Source organism: Enterococcus sp. S53 (assembly GCF_016516865.1).
Lineage (GTDB): Bacteria > Bacillota > Bacilli > Lactobacillales > Enterococcaceae > Enterococcus_D > Enterococcus_D innesii.
In genome coordinates this window covers 73,038-90,489 of record NZ_JACVUH010000004.1, presented here as the reverse complement: position 1 = coordinate 90,489, position 17,452 = coordinate 73,038, and the positions used below count along the sequence as shown (strand labels likewise).

The 17,452-nt window shown below is 45.9% G+C and carries 12 protein-coding genes; 8 read left to right on the top strand and 4 right to left on the bottom strand.

Annotated features, from left to right (window positions below):
* The first annotated feature begins 70 nt into the window (after positions 1-70).
* From IAE45_RS07340 to IAE45_RS07320, 5 genes are all read left to right on the top strand, one after another.
* Positions 71-511, top strand: coding sequence for a MarR family winged helix-turn-helix transcriptional regulator (locus tag IAE45_RS07340; protein ID WP_195265572.1), 441 nt, complete (start codon positions 71-73; stop codon positions 509-511).
* Entirely contained in the window at positions 508-2,250 is a 1,743-nt protein-coding gene (locus IAE45_RS07335) for an ABC transporter ATP-binding protein (protein WP_200125645.1), read from the top strand. Before IAE45_RS07340 ends, IAE45_RS07335 begins: the two co-directional genes overlap by 4 nt.
* The gene (locus IAE45_RS07330) at positions 2,216-3,982 is read left to right on the top strand and encodes an ABC transporter ATP-binding protein (protein WP_200125643.1); all 1,767 of its coding nucleotides are present in this window, start codon (positions 2,216-2,218) and stop codon (positions 3,980-3,982) included. The genes IAE45_RS07335 and IAE45_RS07330 overlap by 35 nt, the downstream gene beginning before the upstream one ends.
* Positions 3,983-4,149: 167 nt before the next feature.
* Positions 4,150-5,586, top strand: coding sequence for a glycoside hydrolase family 1 protein (locus IAE45_RS07325; protein ID WP_005226667.1), 1,437 nt, complete (start codon positions 4,150-4,152; stop codon positions 5,584-5,586).
* A 262-nt stretch (positions 5,587-5,848) separates the two neighbouring features.
* Positions 5,849-8,311 carry a heavy metal translocating P-type ATPase gene (locus IAE45_RS07320; RefSeq protein WP_200125641.1) on the top strand — a complete coding sequence of 821 codons (2,463 nt, stop codon included), beginning with the start codon at positions 5,849-5,851 and terminating at the stop codon, positions 8,309-8,311.
* A gap of 73 nt (positions 8,312-8,384) precedes the next feature.
* Here the strand turns inward: IAE45_RS07320 and IAE45_RS07315 are convergent, their stop codons facing one another.
* Both IAE45_RS07315 and celB read right to left on the bottom strand, forming a co-directional pair.
* A complete protein-coding gene (locus IAE45_RS07315; protein WP_200125640.1) occupies positions 8,385-9,101 on the bottom strand; it encodes a GntR family transcriptional regulator in 717 nt (238 codons plus the stop codon).
* Between the two features lie 108 nt (positions 9,102-9,209).
* A complete protein-coding gene (celB, locus tag IAE45_RS07310; protein ID WP_005226670.1) occupies positions 9,210-10,481 on the bottom strand; it encodes a PTS cellobiose transporter subunit IIC in 1,272 nt (423 codons plus the stop codon).
* A 159-nt stretch (positions 10,482-10,640) separates the two neighbouring features.
* Between celB and IAE45_RS07305 the strand changes: the two genes are divergently transcribed.
* From IAE45_RS07305 to IAE45_RS07295, 3 genes are all read left to right on the top strand, one after another.
* Positions 10,641-12,029 carry a glycoside hydrolase family 1 protein gene (locus tag IAE45_RS07305; RefSeq protein WP_411268833.1) on the top strand — a complete coding sequence of 463 codons (1,389 nt, stop codon included), beginning with the start codon at positions 10,641-10,643 and terminating at the stop codon, positions 12,027-12,029.
* Between the two features lie 246 nt (positions 12,030-12,275).
* Positions 12,276-13,556 carry a PTS sugar transporter subunit IIC gene (locus IAE45_RS07300; protein WP_061053571.1) on the top strand — a complete coding sequence of 427 codons (1,281 nt, stop codon included), beginning with the start codon at positions 12,276-12,278 and terminating at the stop codon, positions 13,554-13,556.
* 191 nt (positions 13,557-13,747) lie between these two features.
* Positions 13,748-14,488 carry a GntR family transcriptional regulator gene (locus IAE45_RS07295; RefSeq protein WP_008376546.1) on the top strand — a complete coding sequence of 247 codons (741 nt, stop codon included), beginning with the start codon at positions 13,748-13,750 and terminating at the stop codon, positions 14,486-14,488.
* 74 nt (positions 14,489-14,562) lie between these two features.
* Here IAE45_RS07295 and uvrC read toward each other — a convergent pair whose 3' ends face one another.
* Both uvrC and IAE45_RS07285 read right to left on the bottom strand, forming a co-directional pair.
* On the bottom strand, positions 14,563-16,353 hold the full coding sequence (gene uvrC, locus IAE45_RS07290) for an excinuclease ABC subunit UvrC (protein ID WP_005226686.1): 1,791 nt from the start codon (positions 16,351-16,353) through the stop codon (positions 14,563-14,565).
* A 232-nt stretch (positions 16,354-16,585) separates the two neighbouring features.
* Positions 16,586-17,437, bottom strand: a complete 852-nt coding sequence (locus IAE45_RS07285) for a LysR family transcriptional regulator (RefSeq protein WP_200125638.1) — start codon at positions 17,435-17,437, stop codon at positions 16,586-16,588.
* Positions 17,438-17,452 lie beyond the last annotated feature (15 nt).

Sequence of the window (17,452 nt, the reverse complement as noted above, 5' to 3'; positions counted from 1 at the left end):
TTGCGCACGCAACGATTATTCCTTATAATAGATAAGACACTTTGAAGAACCAAGAAAGGCAGGAGTGCTCATGGAAGCCATTATCCGCTCAATCAATCATATTGCCCGTCTCGCTACCCTTTATCGGGAAAAAGAACTGAAAAAATTTGGTTTAGGCGGGATGCATCATACCTATATCTTAAACATTTGCCGCCAACCGGGGATCAGTCAAGAAGCCTTAGCCAAGAAGATTTTTGTGAATAAAAGCAATGTTGCCCGTCAACTAGCGATCCTAGAAGAACGAGGATTTATCACTAGAACCAGCAGTCCCACCGACAAACGACAATTACTGGTTTATCCAACCGAAAAAGCACTTGTCGTCCAACCAAAGATCCAACAGCTGCTTCAAAGCTGGAATGAACAAGTCGTAGCAGGTTTTTCTGCTGCCCAACAGCAGCAGCTGATCGCTGATCTGGAAATCGTCAAAGAAAATTCCCAGCGGCTTTTAGCGAAAGATGAGGCGATGGAATGAATCTTTTGACTCAATATTTAAAACCCTATATCGGCCGCATCTCCCTTGGCGTCAGCATCAAATTCTTCGGGTCATTGATGGACTTGCTATTGCCTTGGATTTTGGCGTATATCATCGATTCTGTGATTCCCGCGAAGCAAGTATCTGCGATTTTTGCTTGGGGTGGGGCGATGGTGGTCTGCTCCATCATCGCAGTTGTCACCAATATCATCGCCAATCGGATGGCCTCTAGTGTTGCTCGCGATACCACTGGTAGTATACGCCATGACTTATTTGAAAAAGTTTCCTATCTGTCGATTCCGCAAGTCGAAGAAGTCGGGATTCCTTCCTTGGTGTCTCGCTTGACGACAGACACTTACAACATCCATCAAACGGTAGGGATGATCCAACGGATGGGGATTCGTGCCCCGATTCTGTTATTAGGGGGAATCATGATCACTGCTACATTAGATCCCGTTTTGACACTGGTCTTAGTAGGCGTCTTGCCCTTCACTTTAGTGGCAGCAGTCACCATCTCGAAACGGGGGATCCCCTTGTTTGCTTCATTACAAAAGCAAGTGGATGTGTTAGTGCGAACTGTCCGTGAAAATGTGACTGGGGCTCGGGTGATCAAGGCCTTGTCCAAAGCAGATTACGAGAAAAAGCGCTTTGACCACGTCAATCAAGACGTAGTAGCTGCGGAAACCACCGCTAATCGAACGATGGCTGCAACACCGCCCCTGATGGACCTATTTTTGAATATCGGACTGACACTAGTGATCGTCGTCAGTGCCTTTCGCGTCAATCAAGGGTTGACCCAACCAGGCGTCATCATCGCCTTTTTGACCTATTTTACGATCATTTTGAATGCCATGCTCAGTATCACGCGCATCTTTGTGATCGTGTCGAAGGGGCTGGCTTCTGCCGATCGGATCCAATCCGTCTTGCGCCTGCCGCAAAATATGCAAGTCATTGAGGCGCCTGTCAAAGAAGAGTCTGCGCATATCGTTTTTGAAAAAGTTTCCTTCACCTATCCTAACGGTACCCAGGTGCTGAAAGACATCGATTTTTCCTTGCAGCCGGGAGAAACCTTAGGGATCATCGGGGCGACTGGTAGTGGAAAATCAACAATCGTCAAACTACTGCTGCGGCTCTATGACCCAACGAAGGGTATGATCCGCATCGCTGGTCGCGACATTCGCTCCATCGATCCGACGGAGTTGCATCAGTTATTCGGTGTCGTCTTACAAAAAGACGTGCTTTTTGCGGAAACGATCGAAGAAAATATCGCTTTTGGCCGGCGGTTTTCCAAAGAGCAGATCGAAGAAGCGGCGGCTCGCGCCCAAGCCAAGGAGTTTATCAATCAACTGCCCAAGCGCTTAGCTCATCCACTGCATGCCAAAGGCAGCAATTTAAGCGGCGGTCAAAAGCAGCGGGTCTTGTTATCGCGGGCATTGGCGGGGGATCCGGAAATTTTGATTTTGGATGATTCTGCTAGTGCGCTGGATTATCGGACCGACGCTCAATTGCGCAAGGTCCTGAAACAGCAGTTTCAACAGACGACGACGGTCTTGATCGCGCAGCGGATCAGCTCGATCCAGCATGCCGACAAAATTTTGGTACTGGAAAACGGTCAAATGAACGGCTTTGGCAGTCACCAAGAATTACTAGCAGAAAATGCGATCTACCAAGCCATTTATCAAGGTCAGACAGGAGGTGCCGACGATGCCGAAGAAAAAAACGGAAAAACCAAAGGATAGCAAGAAAACACTCCGGCGTTTGTGGGGCTATCTCTACGAGTACAAAGGACTCCTGTTGGCAGCCGCTATTTTAATGATGGTCAGCAACATCTTCGCCTTGGTGGGACCGTTGCTTTCCGGGTACGCCATTGATGCCATTCAACCGGGTCCCGGCAAGGTCATTTTTGAACGAGTCTTCTTTTATTGTGGGCTGATGCTGCTGTTTTATCTTGCGTCTTCCCTTCTTAGTTATCTGATTTCGCTCATGATGATCCGCTTGAGTCAGCGGGTGGTGGCAGCGATGCGCAAGGCGATTTTTGATAAAATCACCGAATTGCCAGTGGGGTATTTTGACCGGGTCGCCACTGGGGATATCATCAGCCGCATCAGTTATGACGTCGATACCATCAATACGTCATTGGCCAGCGATGCCATTCAAGTCCTCAGCAGTCTTGTGACGATCATTGGTTCGTTTGTGATGATGGTTTTGATTTCGCCGCTGCTGGTGCTGATTTTTGTCGGAACGGTTCCCGCTTCGATCTTTTTGACCCGCTTTTTGATGAGCAAATTTCAACCATTGTTTCGCCGTCGTTCCCGCAAATTAGGCGAACTGAACGGTTTTGTGGAAGAGATTATTTCTGGTCAGCAAACGATCAAGCTGTATAACCAAGAAGAAGCGATCATCAGCCGTTTTGACGAAAAAAACCAAGAAGCGGTGGATGCCTATTACAATGCCGAGTACTACGGTAGTATGACTGGTCCTTCCATCAACTTTATCAACAATCTGTCCTTGTCCTTGATCAGTATGTTTGGCGCCTTGCTGTTTTTGTTCGGTCATCTGACACTCGGGAACGTTTCTTCTTTTGTCTTATACTCCAGAAAATTCTCAGGACCAATCAATGAGTTAGCCAATATCTTCAGCGATTTGCAATCGGCGTTGGCGGCGGCAGAACGGATCTTCCGTTTGCTGGATGAAGAACCGGAAGTTTCTGATGTTCCTGGAGCCTACGAATACCATGAGGTGTCTGGTGATGTCGCCTTTGACCACGTGACCTTCGGCTATCAAGCACAGCAGCCCATCATCAAAGACCTTTCGCTGGAAGTACCGGCTGGCAGCTTGGTTGCGATCGTCGGACCAACCGGAGCCGGGAAAACCACCATCGTGAACCTCTTGATGCGGTTTTATGACCCTGACCAAGGAGCGATTCGTTTAGACGGCAAAAATATCCGCCAAGCGACACGCCACAGCTTACGGCAAAGCTATGCGATGGTGCTGCAAGACACCTGGCTGTTCACGGGAACGATTTTCGACAATTTGGCCTACGGCAAGGTGAATGCGACGATGGCAGAAGTCCAAGCTGCTGCACAAGCCGCCCATATCCATGACTTTATTATGAGCCTGCCAAAAGGCTATGATACTTTGATTTCTGAAGACGGAACCGGTATCTCACAAGGACAAAAACAACTATTGACGATTGCACGAGCGATGCTGTTGGATGCCGATCTGCTGATTCTTGATGAAGCCACATCGAATGTCGACACGCAAACGGAGCTGCTGATCCAAGCAGCGATGACCAAATTGATGAAAGGCAAAACCTCCTTTGTGATCGCCCATCGCTTGTCCACGATTCGACATGCCGACACGATCCTCGTGGTGGAACAGGGCAATATCGTAGAGCAAGGGACCCACGAAGAGTTAGTAGCCAAAGAGGGGCGTTATGCCGCACTTTATCAGGCACAATTTGACGCATGATCCATAGCTAGTCCGCATCCGTACAAGGAGTAACCCACTGCTTGCACGGATGTTTTTTTCGTGCCATCGGCTTTCTTGGCATAGGTACAAAATCTTCTTATGACAAATCAGGCAATTATCGGTATACTTAAGAAAGGGGTATCATCAAACAGAAAGAAGGGAAACAATTGGATCATAAACAACTAAAAGAATTCCCCAATGATTTTTTATGGGGTTCAGCATCAGCAGCCTATCAAGTAGAGGGCGCATGGCAAGAAGACGGCAAAGGCGCTTCAGTTTGGGACGATTTTGTCCGCATTCCAGGCAAAACCTTTAAAGCAACGAACGGAGATGTCGCGGTCGACCATTACCACCGCTTCAAAGAAGATGTTGCCTTGATGAAAGAACAAGGATTGAAAACCTATCGTTTTTCTATTGCTTGGACACGGATTTTTCCAGAAGGACGAGGAGAAGTCAATCAAGCAGGGTTAGACTTTTATTTAGCCTTGATCGATGAACTGATAAAAGCAGGGATCGAACCGATGGTGACCTTGTACCATTGGGATCTGCCACGAGCTTTGCAAGAAGAATACGGTGGCTGGGAATCTCGCAAAATCATTGAAGATTTCACCAACTATGCGGCCGTATTGTTTGAAGCCTTTCGCGGCAAAGTCCACTATTGGGTCAGCTTGAATGAACAAAATATCTTTACTTCTTTAGGCTATCTTTTAGCTGCCCATCCACCAGGAGTGACCGATCCTAAACGGATGTATGAAGTCAATCATATCGCTAACTTGGCAAATGCGTCGGTGATCAACAAGTTCCATGAGATGAAAATCCCAGGGAAAATCGGACCAAGTTTCGCCTATTCACCAAACTACCCAATCAACAGCGACCCGAAAAATATTTTGGCAGCTGAAAACGCGGAAGACTTGATGGCGCATTATTGGTTAGATGTCTATCTTTGGGGCGAATACCCGATTGCTGCAATGAATTACTTGAAAGAGCAAGGGATCGCACCAACGATCGAACCAGGTGATATGGACTTGCTGCGTTCAGCAAAACCAGATTTCTTAGGGATCAACTATTACCAAACAGCAACAAATGCCTACAATCCATTAGATGGTGTCGGTGCGGGGAAAATGAACACCACTGGGAAAAAAGGCAGCTCCGAAGAAACCGGGACACCAGGAATGTTCAAAAAAGCTGAAAATCCATTTGTGGAACGGACGAATTGGGATTGGGAGATTGATCCTCAAGGGCTGCGGATCGCTTTACGCCGAATCACTAGCCGTTATCGGGTGCCTGTGATCATTACGGAAAACGGACTTGGTGAATACGACAAATTAACCGACGATCATCAAATCCATGACCAATACCGCATCGATTATTTAGCAGGGCATGTCCATGCTATCAAAGAAGCGATCAGCGACGGCGCGGAAGTTCTTGGCTATTGCACCTGGTCCTTCACTGATTTGCTAAGCTGGTTGAACGGCTACCAAAAACGCTATGGCTTTGTCTATGTCGACCAAGATGAAACGCAAGAAGGATCTTTGGCACGCTACAAGAAAGACAGCTTCTACTGGTACCAAGAGCTGATCAAAACCAACGGGCAAGAGTGCTAGCCTTCTAAAACCAATACCTGAATAAGCGAAACGACCCCTGCAACGGCAGTAATCGTTTCTTAGAAAAAAGTACGTTCCACCTGTAGCGACCGCCCAAAGGTAGACCAAAAGTCTCGCTTTTTGGGCCGCTTCGAAGGAGAACGTCCTTTTTTTGAGTATTATCGTTGACAAGTGTAAACGATAATTGTAAAGTAGAAGGAGATTACAACTGTAAACATAAAAGGTTAATGAGTTTGCCTAGCAAGCAAGGAGGAAGGAAACAATGATCGAAAAGAATTATGGGGTAAAAGGGATGACCTGTGCGTCTTGTTCCCAGACCGTCGAAAAAACAGTCAGCAAGCTGGCGGGGGTCGACCAAGCAGCGGTCAATTTGGCTACTGAAAAATTACATATTCGTTATGATGAGCAGCAGCTCACCGAAGAAACACTCGCTGCGGCCATCAAAGCAGCGGGCTATCAACTGATCGGCTCTCAAAGACAAGAGACCTTTGCCATCTCGGGCATGACCTGTGCGTCTTGTGCCCAAACAGTAGAAAAAGCTGTCCAAAAATTAGCGGGTGTGGAGCAAGCCTCCGTCAATCTGGCAACAGAAAAACTGACGGTCAGCTATCAACAAGATCAAGTGACCGCCGCGAAGATCGCAGCTGCCGTGAAAGAGGCGGGCTATGATGCACAGCTGCCGACCGCTTCTGCTGACAAGGCGGATTCAAAACAGGCAGAGATTCGTGCTCTATGGCAACGGTTTTGGCTTTCAGCGCTCTTTACGATCCCCTTGTTCTATTTGACGATGGGGGAAATGATCGGTTTGCCGATCCCTGGCTTTTTAGATCCGATGGCCTATCCAGTCAATTTCGTTACCACTCAATTGCTTTTGGTCTTACCGGTGATGGTCCTCGGTCGCGCCTTTTACATTGCTGGTTTCAAAGCGCTTTGGAAAGGCCATCCCAACATGGATTCCCTCGTCGCATTGGGAACCAGTGCTGCCTTCTTTTATAGTATTTATGGGACCGTGATGGTCTACCTGGGCACGACCCACTATGCGATGCACTTGTACTATGAAACGGCCGCCGTTATTTTGGCATTAGTAACCTTAGGAAAATACCTTGAGTCGGTCTCGAAGGGCAAAACCTCCGAAGCCATCAAGAAGTTGTTGGATCTCGCACCGAAAAAAGCCCGTGTGCTTCGCGGCAGCGGGCATCAAGTCGAAGAAGTCGAAGTGGATATTGAAGAAGTCGCAGCTGGCGATATCTTAGTCGTACGACCTGGTGAAAAGATTCCTGTGGATGGGATCGTTACCCAAGGACGCTCTGCCATCGATGAATCAATGATCACCGGAGAAAGCTTACCTATCGAAAAACAAGTCGGTGATCGGGTGATCGGCGCCAGTATCAACAAAAATGGCTCGTTTCAATATGAAGCCACCAATGTGGGAGAAGATTCAACGTTAGCGCAAATCATTCAGTTAGTAGAAAATGCCCAAGGCTCCAAAGCGCCGATTGCCCGCATGGCTGACAAAGTTTCGGGTGTGTTTGTCCCGATCGTGATGGTCTTGGCGGTTTTTGCAGGACTTGCCTGGTTTTTCTTAGGACAAGAAACCTGGATCTTCTCATTGACCATTACGATCTCTGTATTAGTGATTGCTTGTCCGTGTGCCTTAGGATTAGCGACACCGACCGCCATTATGGTGGGTGCGGGCAAAGGGGCAGAAAATGGCGTCTTGATCAAAAGCGGCGATGCGTTAGAAACAGCTAGAAACGTGACGACGATCGTTTTTGATAAAACCGGCACGATCACAGAAGGCAAACCAGTCGTAACCGATCTCCTGCCTGCCGGCAACCACACGCCGACGGAATTGCTGCAGCTGGCGGCTTCTGTTGAAAAAGGCTCAGAACATCCATTAGGCGAAGCCATTGTGATCGAAGCCCGCACGCAAGCCCTCGCCCTACAAGAAGTTGACGGGTTTGAAGCGATTCCAGGGCATGGGATTCAAGGAACGATCGCTGGCAGTCCAGTCCTATTAGGCAACCAGAAATGGTTGGAAAAACAAAACGTTGCCATCGATGGCCTGATCGAGCAAGCCCAACAATTGGCTCACGAAGGGAAAACACCGATGTATGTTGCCAAAGACGGCGAAGCAATCGGGATCATCGCTGTGGCAGATACTATCAAAGAAAGCAGTCGAAAAGCCATTGAACGTCTGCATCAAATGGGCTTGTACGTAGCAATGATCACGGGCGACAATGCCCGAACGGCCCAAGCCATCGCCAAACAAGTCGGTATCGATGAAGTGATCAGTGACGTCTTGCCAGAAGATAAAGCCGCCAAAGTAGCTGGCCTGCAAGCCAAAGGCCAAAAGGTTGCGATGGTAGGTGATGGGATCAATGATGCGCCGGCGTTAGCCCAAGCCGATGTAGGGATCGCGATTGGCTCTGGTACCGATGTCGCCATCGAATCGGCAGACATCGTACTGATGCGCAGCGATCTAATGGACGTCCCATCAGCGATCGAGTTAAGTCGGGCAACCATCAAAAACATCAAAGAAAATCTTTTCTGGGCTTTTGCTTATAACGTCTTAGGCATCCCTGTTGCAATGGGTGTGCTGCATCTTTTCGGGGGCCCCTTGCTCAATCCAATGATCGCTGGGGCGGCCATGAGCTTCAGCTCGGTATCCGTTTTATTAAATGCCTTGCGGCTGAAACGATTCCAACCCTCAGCGGAAAAATAAACGAAGTAACGAATGAAACAACAAAAAGACCTGCCCACGGTTTTCTTCCTTCAGAAACCGTGGGCAGGTCTTTTTAGTGCTGGACATCTAAATAAGAGTAGGCCCGCACGTCATAACGGTTGCGACTACGGGAAAATTCGATAGGTGAGCCATTTTTCTGATAGACGATCTGTTCGATCTCTAAGACCGGATCATCGACTTTACAGTCCAAATACTGTTGATCGTACGCGGCACTTTTATCAGCGGCGATGGTGCGGTAGGCGCCAGCAAACTGGACCCCTAGTTCCTCTTTGACATAACGGTAGATAGAACTTTCTAAATGGCCACGAGTTAAATTGGGCACCAAATGGACCGGCATATAGGTATATTCTAAAATAAACGGCTGGTCTTCAAGAATCCGCAAGCGGACAATACTATAGATCGGCTGTTCTTCCGTCAACATCAACTTTTCTTGGATCGTTTGGTCAGGAAATTCGACTTGAAAATCGATGACTTGACTGACTAGCTTGCGGCCAGCTTTGCCCATTTCCGTTGACAAGCCTTCATAGACCGTTAAAGCAGTGGTGTCTTTTTTTAAGAATGGGTGGTTCAATATTTTTGTTCCAGCGCCCCGCTGAGAATAAACCAGTCCTTCCATGGCTAAAATACCGATGGCTTTTTTGATGGTCATCCGGCTGACTCCGAATTCTTCGACTAAATCAGTTTGATTCGGCAGTAAGCTGTCAGGCGGATACGTTTTGTTTTTGATGCGTGTGCGTAAAATATTGGCAATTTCTTGGTATTTTGGCATCTGATCACCTCGCAAGAAGTATAGCTGAAAAAAGCGGTTTCGACAATCAAACCTTGGTTTTTTTATAAAAAGAACGGCTGACTGAAAAAATTCAGCCAGCCGTTGCGCTTAATCGATCGATGGTTCTGCTTGACGATCTAAAACACGTAAGAATGGATACCAGATCAAGCCGACGATCACCACGTCAATGACTTGTAGCAAACCACCTAACCAAGAGTTGGTTGCTAAGACACCACTGAAGACCACTGGAACGGTCCAAGGGACAGATACACCAGTTGGTGCAGGAACAAGTCCAGCCGCCATCACTAAGTAGTTGAAGGTCGTTACCACAAGAGGTGCCACGACCCAAGGAATCAGGATCGTCGCATTCAAGACGATCGGCATACCGAAGATGGCTGGTTCGTTAACGTTAAAGATCCCTGGTGCTAAAGCCAAACGACCCACATCGCGGTATTGTTTTTTCTTCAATACGAAAGCCATCAAGATAACAACGGCTAACGTCATACCAGAACCGCCTAATCCAACGGTAAAGGTTTCCATAAATGGTTTTGTGACGATATGCGGCAGTGCATCCCCATTTTGATACGCTTCTAAGTTGTCTAACATCAATGTATTCCAAATCGGGTCCATCACAGAGTTGACGATGATTTGACCATGTAGACCGAAGAACCAAAGGAATTGAACAAAGAACAAAGCCAGTAGAGTTGCTGGCAAGCTGCTGCCTAGTCCAGTCAATGGTTTTTGGATCAATTCATAAACCAAGTCATGCAAGTTGGCATTGAAGACACCCGTCATGATGGCATTGATCACTAAGAATACCGTTAAGGTGATAATTGCTGGAATCAAAGCGGCAAAAGATTTAGAAACTGCTGGTGGCACCCCATCAGGCATTTTGATCTGCCAGCCGCGTTTTGTGATGCGGCAATAGATTTCAGCTGCCAAAAATGCTGCGATCATCCCGATAAACATCCCTTTTGCGCCAAGACGATCAAGAGACAGCACACCGGAGATCGTTTCGCCAGATTCAGTAGTCATAAAGAAAGGAGTCAAGATCAAAAAGCTGGCAAAAGAAACGGCACCGCCAAAAATCCCTTCCACATCATATGATTTTGATAAATAATAGCCAATACCGAAAGTAACGAAAACAGTCATGATACTCATTGTTGCATTTTGCCCATTACCAAACAGTGTTCCTAATGTTCCTTTAGTGGCATCACTGAAGAAGGGCAGGTTGTTTAAAACGACCACGATCGATCCAAACATAGTGATTGGGAACGAAAGCATAAACGCGTCCCGCAAGACGGTCAGGTAGCGATTTTGTCCTAAGGCATTCGCCAAAGGCAAAATCTTTTCAGATAACTTGTCCATAAAACCATTCATTATTAGTTCACTCCTTAAATTTCTTTTTGCAATCGATTACATTGATAATGTATCATGTTTTATTTTAAATGTCTATACATTTATTTTAAAAAAGATTGATTTTTGTAACTGCTTCCTTTATGATTAGGGCAGCAAAGAAAAAATGAGGAGTGAATGAAGATGGATTATCAATTTCCAGCAGGCTTTTGGTGGGGGTCAGCCGCTAGTGGCCCACAAACAGAAGGTGTATTTGAAGGTGATGGCAAAGGGGCAAGCATCTGGGATTACTGGTATCAGCAAGAACCAGAGAAATTTTTCAATGGGGTAGGTCCTGAAAAAACCTCGCAAGTCTACACACGCTATCAAGAAGATATTCAACTCATGAAAGAAACCGGCCATACGACGTTTCGGACGTCGATCCAATGGAGTCGTCTCTTCCCGCAAGGCAAAGGAGAAGTCAATCAAAAAGCCGTTGATTTTTACAATGCCTACATTGATGAGCTGATTGCCAACGGGATCGAACCTTTCATGAATTTATACCACTTCGATATGCCAATGGCGCTGCAAGAAAAAGGCGGCTGGTTGAACCGAGAGACCGTGGATGCCTATGTCGCGTTTGCGCAAACCTGCTTTACGTTATTTGGTGATCGTGTCAAGAAATGGTTCACTCATAATGAACCAATCGTCCCTGTTGAAGGCGGCTATCTTTACCAATTCCATTATCCGAATGAGATCAACATGAAACATGCAGTCCAAGTTGGGTTCCACGAAACGTTGGCGAGTGCCAAAGCCATCAAAGTCTATCATGAGATGAACCTTGATGGGGAGATCGGCATCATCTTGAACTTGACGCCAAGCTACCCAAGAGATGAGAACGATCCAGAGGATGTCAAAGCAGCGCAAATCGCGGATGCCTTCTTTAATCGTTCTTTCTTAGACCCAGCGGTCAAAGGGACGTTTCCAGAAGAACTAGTGACCATCGTCAAGGAATTGGATATGGTACCAGCGATGGAAGCCGATGATTTACAAACGATTCGCGAAAATACGATCGACTTGTTGGGGATCAATTATTACCAACCTCGTCGTATCATGAAGAAAGAATCACCGATCGATCAAGCGAAAAGTCCAATGCCAGATGATTACTTTGATAACTATGATATGCCGAACAAGAAAATGAACCCGTATCGTGGATGGGAAATCTATGAAAAAGGGATCTATGATATTTTGACAAACACGCGAGAAAACTATGGCAATATCAAGTGCTACATTTCTGAAAATGGCATGGGTGTCGAAGGAGAAGAACGTTTCGTCAATGCTGATGGCGTGATCGAAGATGATTACCGCATCGAGTTTGTCTCTGACCACTTGAAGTATGTCCACCAAGCGATCCAAGAAGGAACCAATTGTGTTGGCTACCATATGTGGACCTGCATGGACAACTGGTCCTGGACCAATGCTTACAAGAACCGTTACGGATTTATCTCCGTTGACTTAGCAAATGATGCTAAACGAACGGTGAAAAAATCAGGTCGTTGGTTTAAAGAAGTTTCAGATAATAACGGCTTTTAATAACAATGGAAAAAGCAATGCTGTAGGGATCAGCATTGCTTTTTTTGTGTAAAATCGCGGATTTTTCTGTCTTGTTCCGAAGGGCATTCTCTATTAAAAAACCACCTGTTTTTGCAAATGATAAGCTGGGTTAAACAAAAGCACAGTTTTGATAAAGAAAAGACTAGACATGGAAACGTTCTCGTGGTATTCTTTAGTAGAAATCGGTTTCATTATTTTGTTTAGGGTTTGAAAGGAGAAAAAACAATGGATAAATTTATTGGATTTATGGAGAAGCACTTTATTCCGATCGCTTCTAAAATAGGCTCTCAAAGACATCTAGTGGCCATTCGTGACGGATTTATCGTAACGATGCCGTTGATGATCTTAGGCTCTTTTGGGGTATTGATCAACAACTTACCAATTCCTGCCTATATTGATTTTATGAATGGCATTTTTGGTGAAGGGACATGGCAAGCCTTTGGGAACAACTTGTCAGCAGGTACTTTTTCAATACTTGGTCTGTTAATCGCTTTCACAGTAGCGTATAATTTAGCTAAAAGCTACAATCAAGACGCATTAGGTGCTGGGGCGATCTCAGTTGCAAGTTTCTTCGCATTAGGTGCAATGGCGACAGGCCCAGATGGTTTGTTAACAGCTGCCGGACTTGGTTCTCAAGGATTATTTTTAGCATTAATCGTATCGATCATTTCTACTGAGATCTTCCGTCGTCTAGCTGGCAACCCACGCTTAGTCATCAACATGCCTGATGGCGTACCACCAGCAGTCTCACGTTCATTTGCTGCATTATTCCCAGCAATGATCACCGTATCGATCTTTGCTTTGTTTACAGCAATTTTCCAAGCATTTGGTGTGACAAGTATCGTATTGTCCTTCTATGAATTGGTGCAACAACCATTCATGGGCTTGGCAAACTCTTACCCAGCTGCTTTGCTATTAGGTTTTATCTCTGCATTCTTATGGTTCTTTGGTTTGCATGGTGCCAACATCATCGACCCGTTCATGCAAACGATCAATGTGCCAGCGATCGAAGCAAATGCACGAGCATTAGAAGCAGGAACAGATTTGCCTTATATCGTGAACAAACCATTCTTTGATTCTTTCGTGAACATCGGCGGAACAGGTGCGACACTAGGTCTTTTGATTGCGATCTTTTTAGTTGCTCGTCATCATAAAGCGTATATGACTGTCGCAAAACTATCCGTTGCACCAGGTGTGTTCATGATCAATGAACCAGTGATGTTTGGGTTACCAGTTGTCTTGAACCCAATCTTGTTCATCCCATATGTGTTGACCCCACTTGTTTTAGTAACGACTGCTTATTTTGCAACCGCAACTGGCTTAGTTCCTGCAAGTACCGTCATCGCACCATGGACGACGCCACCAATCATCGGCGGTATTTTGTCGACACAAAGTATTGCTGGCGGAATCTTGGCAGCTGTTAACTTGATCTTGTCGGTCGTTATCTACTTGCCGTTCGTGAAAATGGCGCAAATTCAAGAAACACGCCGTTTAAAAAATGCGTAATGTCTGATCGAGTCGATTAGAAACAAGCGCCAAACGTAATAGACCTTATCCGGCCGCGATCAGAGTGCAATACCCCTTATCACACTGCTTCATTGGAAGGTGCAGTGGTGTGATGACACTCTTTTCGTTTGGCCGGTTCTTTTCTCGTTTTTCAATCAATACAATACAACACACGTTTTGGAGGTGGCAAAATGCCCAAATATATGGAGATCGCAGATGTTCTGCGTAAAAGAATCAAGGATGGAACTTATCCGAAAGACAGTCTTTTACCTTATCAAACAGAGTTAGTGGAAGAGTTTGGCGTCAGCCGAATGACGATTAAAAATGCGGTGAATATCCTGATTATGGAAGGCTTGCTGCTGACAAAGCGCGGCTTAGGGACCAAAGTTTTGAATCATTCCTTTTGGGGAAAAGATACCTCATCGGTGACAGAATACAAAGGCCTGAGCTATCAGATGAAACAAGAAAAACGGACGTTGACTAGCCAAGTCATCACCTTTGAAGTCTGTTTTCCTACAACAAGAATTCAAGAGATGCTTCAGATCACTGCCGAACAACCAATCTATCATGTGATCCGTTTGCGGATCTTAGAAGGCAATCCATACATACTCGAGCATTCCTATATGCCGTTGGATCTGGTCAGCGGTTTGACGAAAGAGATCTTGGAAGAATCCGTCTATGACTATCTACTGCAAGATTTAGGCTACAAATTTGCTGGTGCTTATCGGACCTTTCAGGCTGCCAAAAGCGATGAATACGATCAAACCTATTTAGCGTGCCAAGCAGATGACCCAGTATTGGAATTAGAACAGATCATCTATTTAGAATCGGGACGTCCAGTGGACTATTCCTGCAGCCGCAATCGGTATGATGTTCGTGGCTATTCCATGTTAGACATGAAGCCTGACCTGTTACAGCACCGCAAAAAGTAACGGCTTACAAACTGCTTCTTCAACGAAAAAACGCTTCATAGCTACTGTTGGCTATGGAGCGTTTTTGTTTTGACTTAAGAAGTGGGTTGGTTTTGATCACCTAGTTTGGCTAAGATAGTTTCCGCAACGGCTTTGGGGATGCCAGCTTGCTGGATCTCTTCCACGGAAGCTGCTTGGATGTTTTTTAACGACTTGAAGGTTTTCATCAGCTGTTGCTTGCGTTTTGGTCCTAAGCCAGGAATTTCATCCAGTTTGGAAGAAAAGCTGTTTTTACTGCGCAGTTGGCGATGGAAGGTGATCGCAAAACGATGGACCTCATCTTGGATCCGTTGCAGCAAAAAGAATTCCACAGAATTGCGTTCCAGCTGGATCGGATCTAAAAATTCCCCGAAAATCAACTCGCTGGTTTTGTGTTTGTTGTTCTTCACTAAACCCGCAACGGGAATATCTAAACCTAGCTGGTTATACAGCACTTCTTGGGCGGCACCGACTTGGGCTTTCCCACCATCGATGATGATCAGATCAGGAAAAGGCAGGTTTTCTTTTAGGACACGAGAGTATCGGCGGTAGATGACTTCTTGCATAGAGCCATAATCGTCGCCGCCTTGTGCGGTACGGATCTTATATTTCCGATAATCATCTTTAAACGGCTTCCCGTCGACAAAAACCACCATTGCAGACACTGGGTCGGTCCCCATGATGTGGGAGTTATCGAAGGCTTCGATCCGATAAGGTGTCGCGATCCCCATGGCTTCGCCTAGACGATCCACTGCACCGATCGTCCGTTCTTCAGTACGCTCGATCAACGCAAATTTTTGTGCCAAGGCAATGCGGGCATTTTTATTGGCCAAATCGACCAATTTCTTTTTGTCGCCTCGTTGGGGCTGCAGGACTTTGGTTTCCAGCAGCGCTTCTAACGGTGCGGCATCGACATTTTGCGGAACAAAGACTTCTTTGGGAATGAAGTGTTCATTCTTTTGGTAAAACTGGCCGACGAAGGTCAAGAAATCCTCATCCGCTTCATTGTAGAAAGGAAACAAAGAGACTTCTCGTTCGATCAGCTTTCCTTGACGGATAAAGAAGACTTGGACACACATCCAGCCTTTGTCGACACTGTAGCCAAAGACATCACGGTCCATCAGATCTGTCAGAGTCATTTTTTGTCGCGTCATGACGGTATCGATTGCTTGGATCTGATCCCGCAGCTCAGCCGCTCGTTCAAACTCTAACGTTTCAATGGCTTCGCCCATCTTCTCTTTCAGGTCTTTCAAAATATCGACGTGACCGCCGTGGAAAAAGTGTTTGACTTGATCCACGATCTTCTGATAATCCTTGGGATCTACATTGTTGACATAAGGACAGACGCATTGACCCAAATGATAATAAAGACAAGGCCGCTTTTGAGAAGGACCGCATTTTCGTAAAGGAAAGAGGCGATCCAGCACCCGTTTGGTTTCATTGGCTGCTCGTGCATCAGGATAAGGGCCAAAATATAAAGCTCCGTCTTTTAAAACTTTACGAGTGATGATCAGACGCGGATAGCGCTCTTTGGTCACTTTAATAAAAGGATACGACTTGTCGTCCTTTAACATGATATTGTATTTTGGTTTGTTTTTTTGAATCAAATTAATTTCCAGCAATAAGGCTTCCGTATTTGATTCGGTAACGACGTACTCAAAATCATTGATTTCTTGAACAAGCCGTTCGGTTTTCGTATCGTGACTGCCGGTAAAGTACGAACGGACACGATTTTTTAAAATTTTGGCTTTCCCAACATAGATGATTTTGTTATTTTTATCTTTCATTAAATAACAACCTGGTTGGTCAGGAAGCAGCGCTAATTTGTTCTTGATTTGTTCGTTCATTTCAAGATCCTTTCTTACTGGTTTGCTCACGAACTGCAAAAGTAGTCAAAGGGTGGTCTAAGCTCTCCTCAAAAAGGGGAACATTAGAGCCCATAGCCAGTACTCTTCATTTTAGCACAAATTTCTTAAGAAACAATCAAACGGGCCAGATCGGCAGCGAGGAAGCGTAATCGTAAGAAAAGGTTAAGAAATCCCACGAGGCGGTGGTTTCCTCCCTTAAAAACAAGTGAATTTATTTGCTTTCTGCTTGTGAGGAATCCTCTTGCGACCACTCCTGAATGAAGGTCCGCAATCCCTCGATGGCTGGTTCTGTGACGGCTTTGCGCTGGATGAGGTAAAATTGGCGCTCAAAATTTTTATCCAGCAGTTGATAGCCAATGCCGTGGGCGGCTCGCTTGGAAAGGATCGAACAGCCGAAGTCTTGTTTCAGTAAAGCGACGATCAATTCATTGCTGGCGATCTCAATGATCGGTCCTTGAATATTTTGTTCCTCTAGATAGCGCTTAGTGTAATAGTAGACACCAGAACTCGCTTCTCGGACGAGCCAAGGACCGACTTGGGGATCACCAGCTAAGACGAGCTGATCTTTCAAAATCGGAAAACGTAAAATACTCGGTGCGGATAAGGGTTTTTCAATGATCCCTAAATCTAGTTGATGTTGCTCAAGCGCTGTTAAGACTTCAGCGGAGTTCATCATCAATACCCGAAAACGCACCGTGGGAAAGGCGTTGTATAAAGCAATCATCAAGTCAGGCATCAACGCCATCGCATAGGTATGAGAGATGCCTAGGGCACAGTGGCTTTGATGCTGTGTGTTGGTATGGATCTCGCTGGCGATTGTCGACCACTCATCCAATAAATTCAGTGCCTTTTCGTAAAGGTACTCTGCTTGGGGCGTGGCGATCACGTTTTTGCGACCATTGCGTAAAAAAAGCGGTGTATCCAGGTCTTGTTCCAACTGCTTGATTTGAGCAGAAACCGTGGGCTGCGAAATAAACAGCAGTTCGGCAGCTTTCGAAAAATTTTTCGTTTCATAGACCATCTTAAAGGTCTCCAGTAATTTTAGCATTGCAATCCCTTCCATTAGAAAATTCAATCA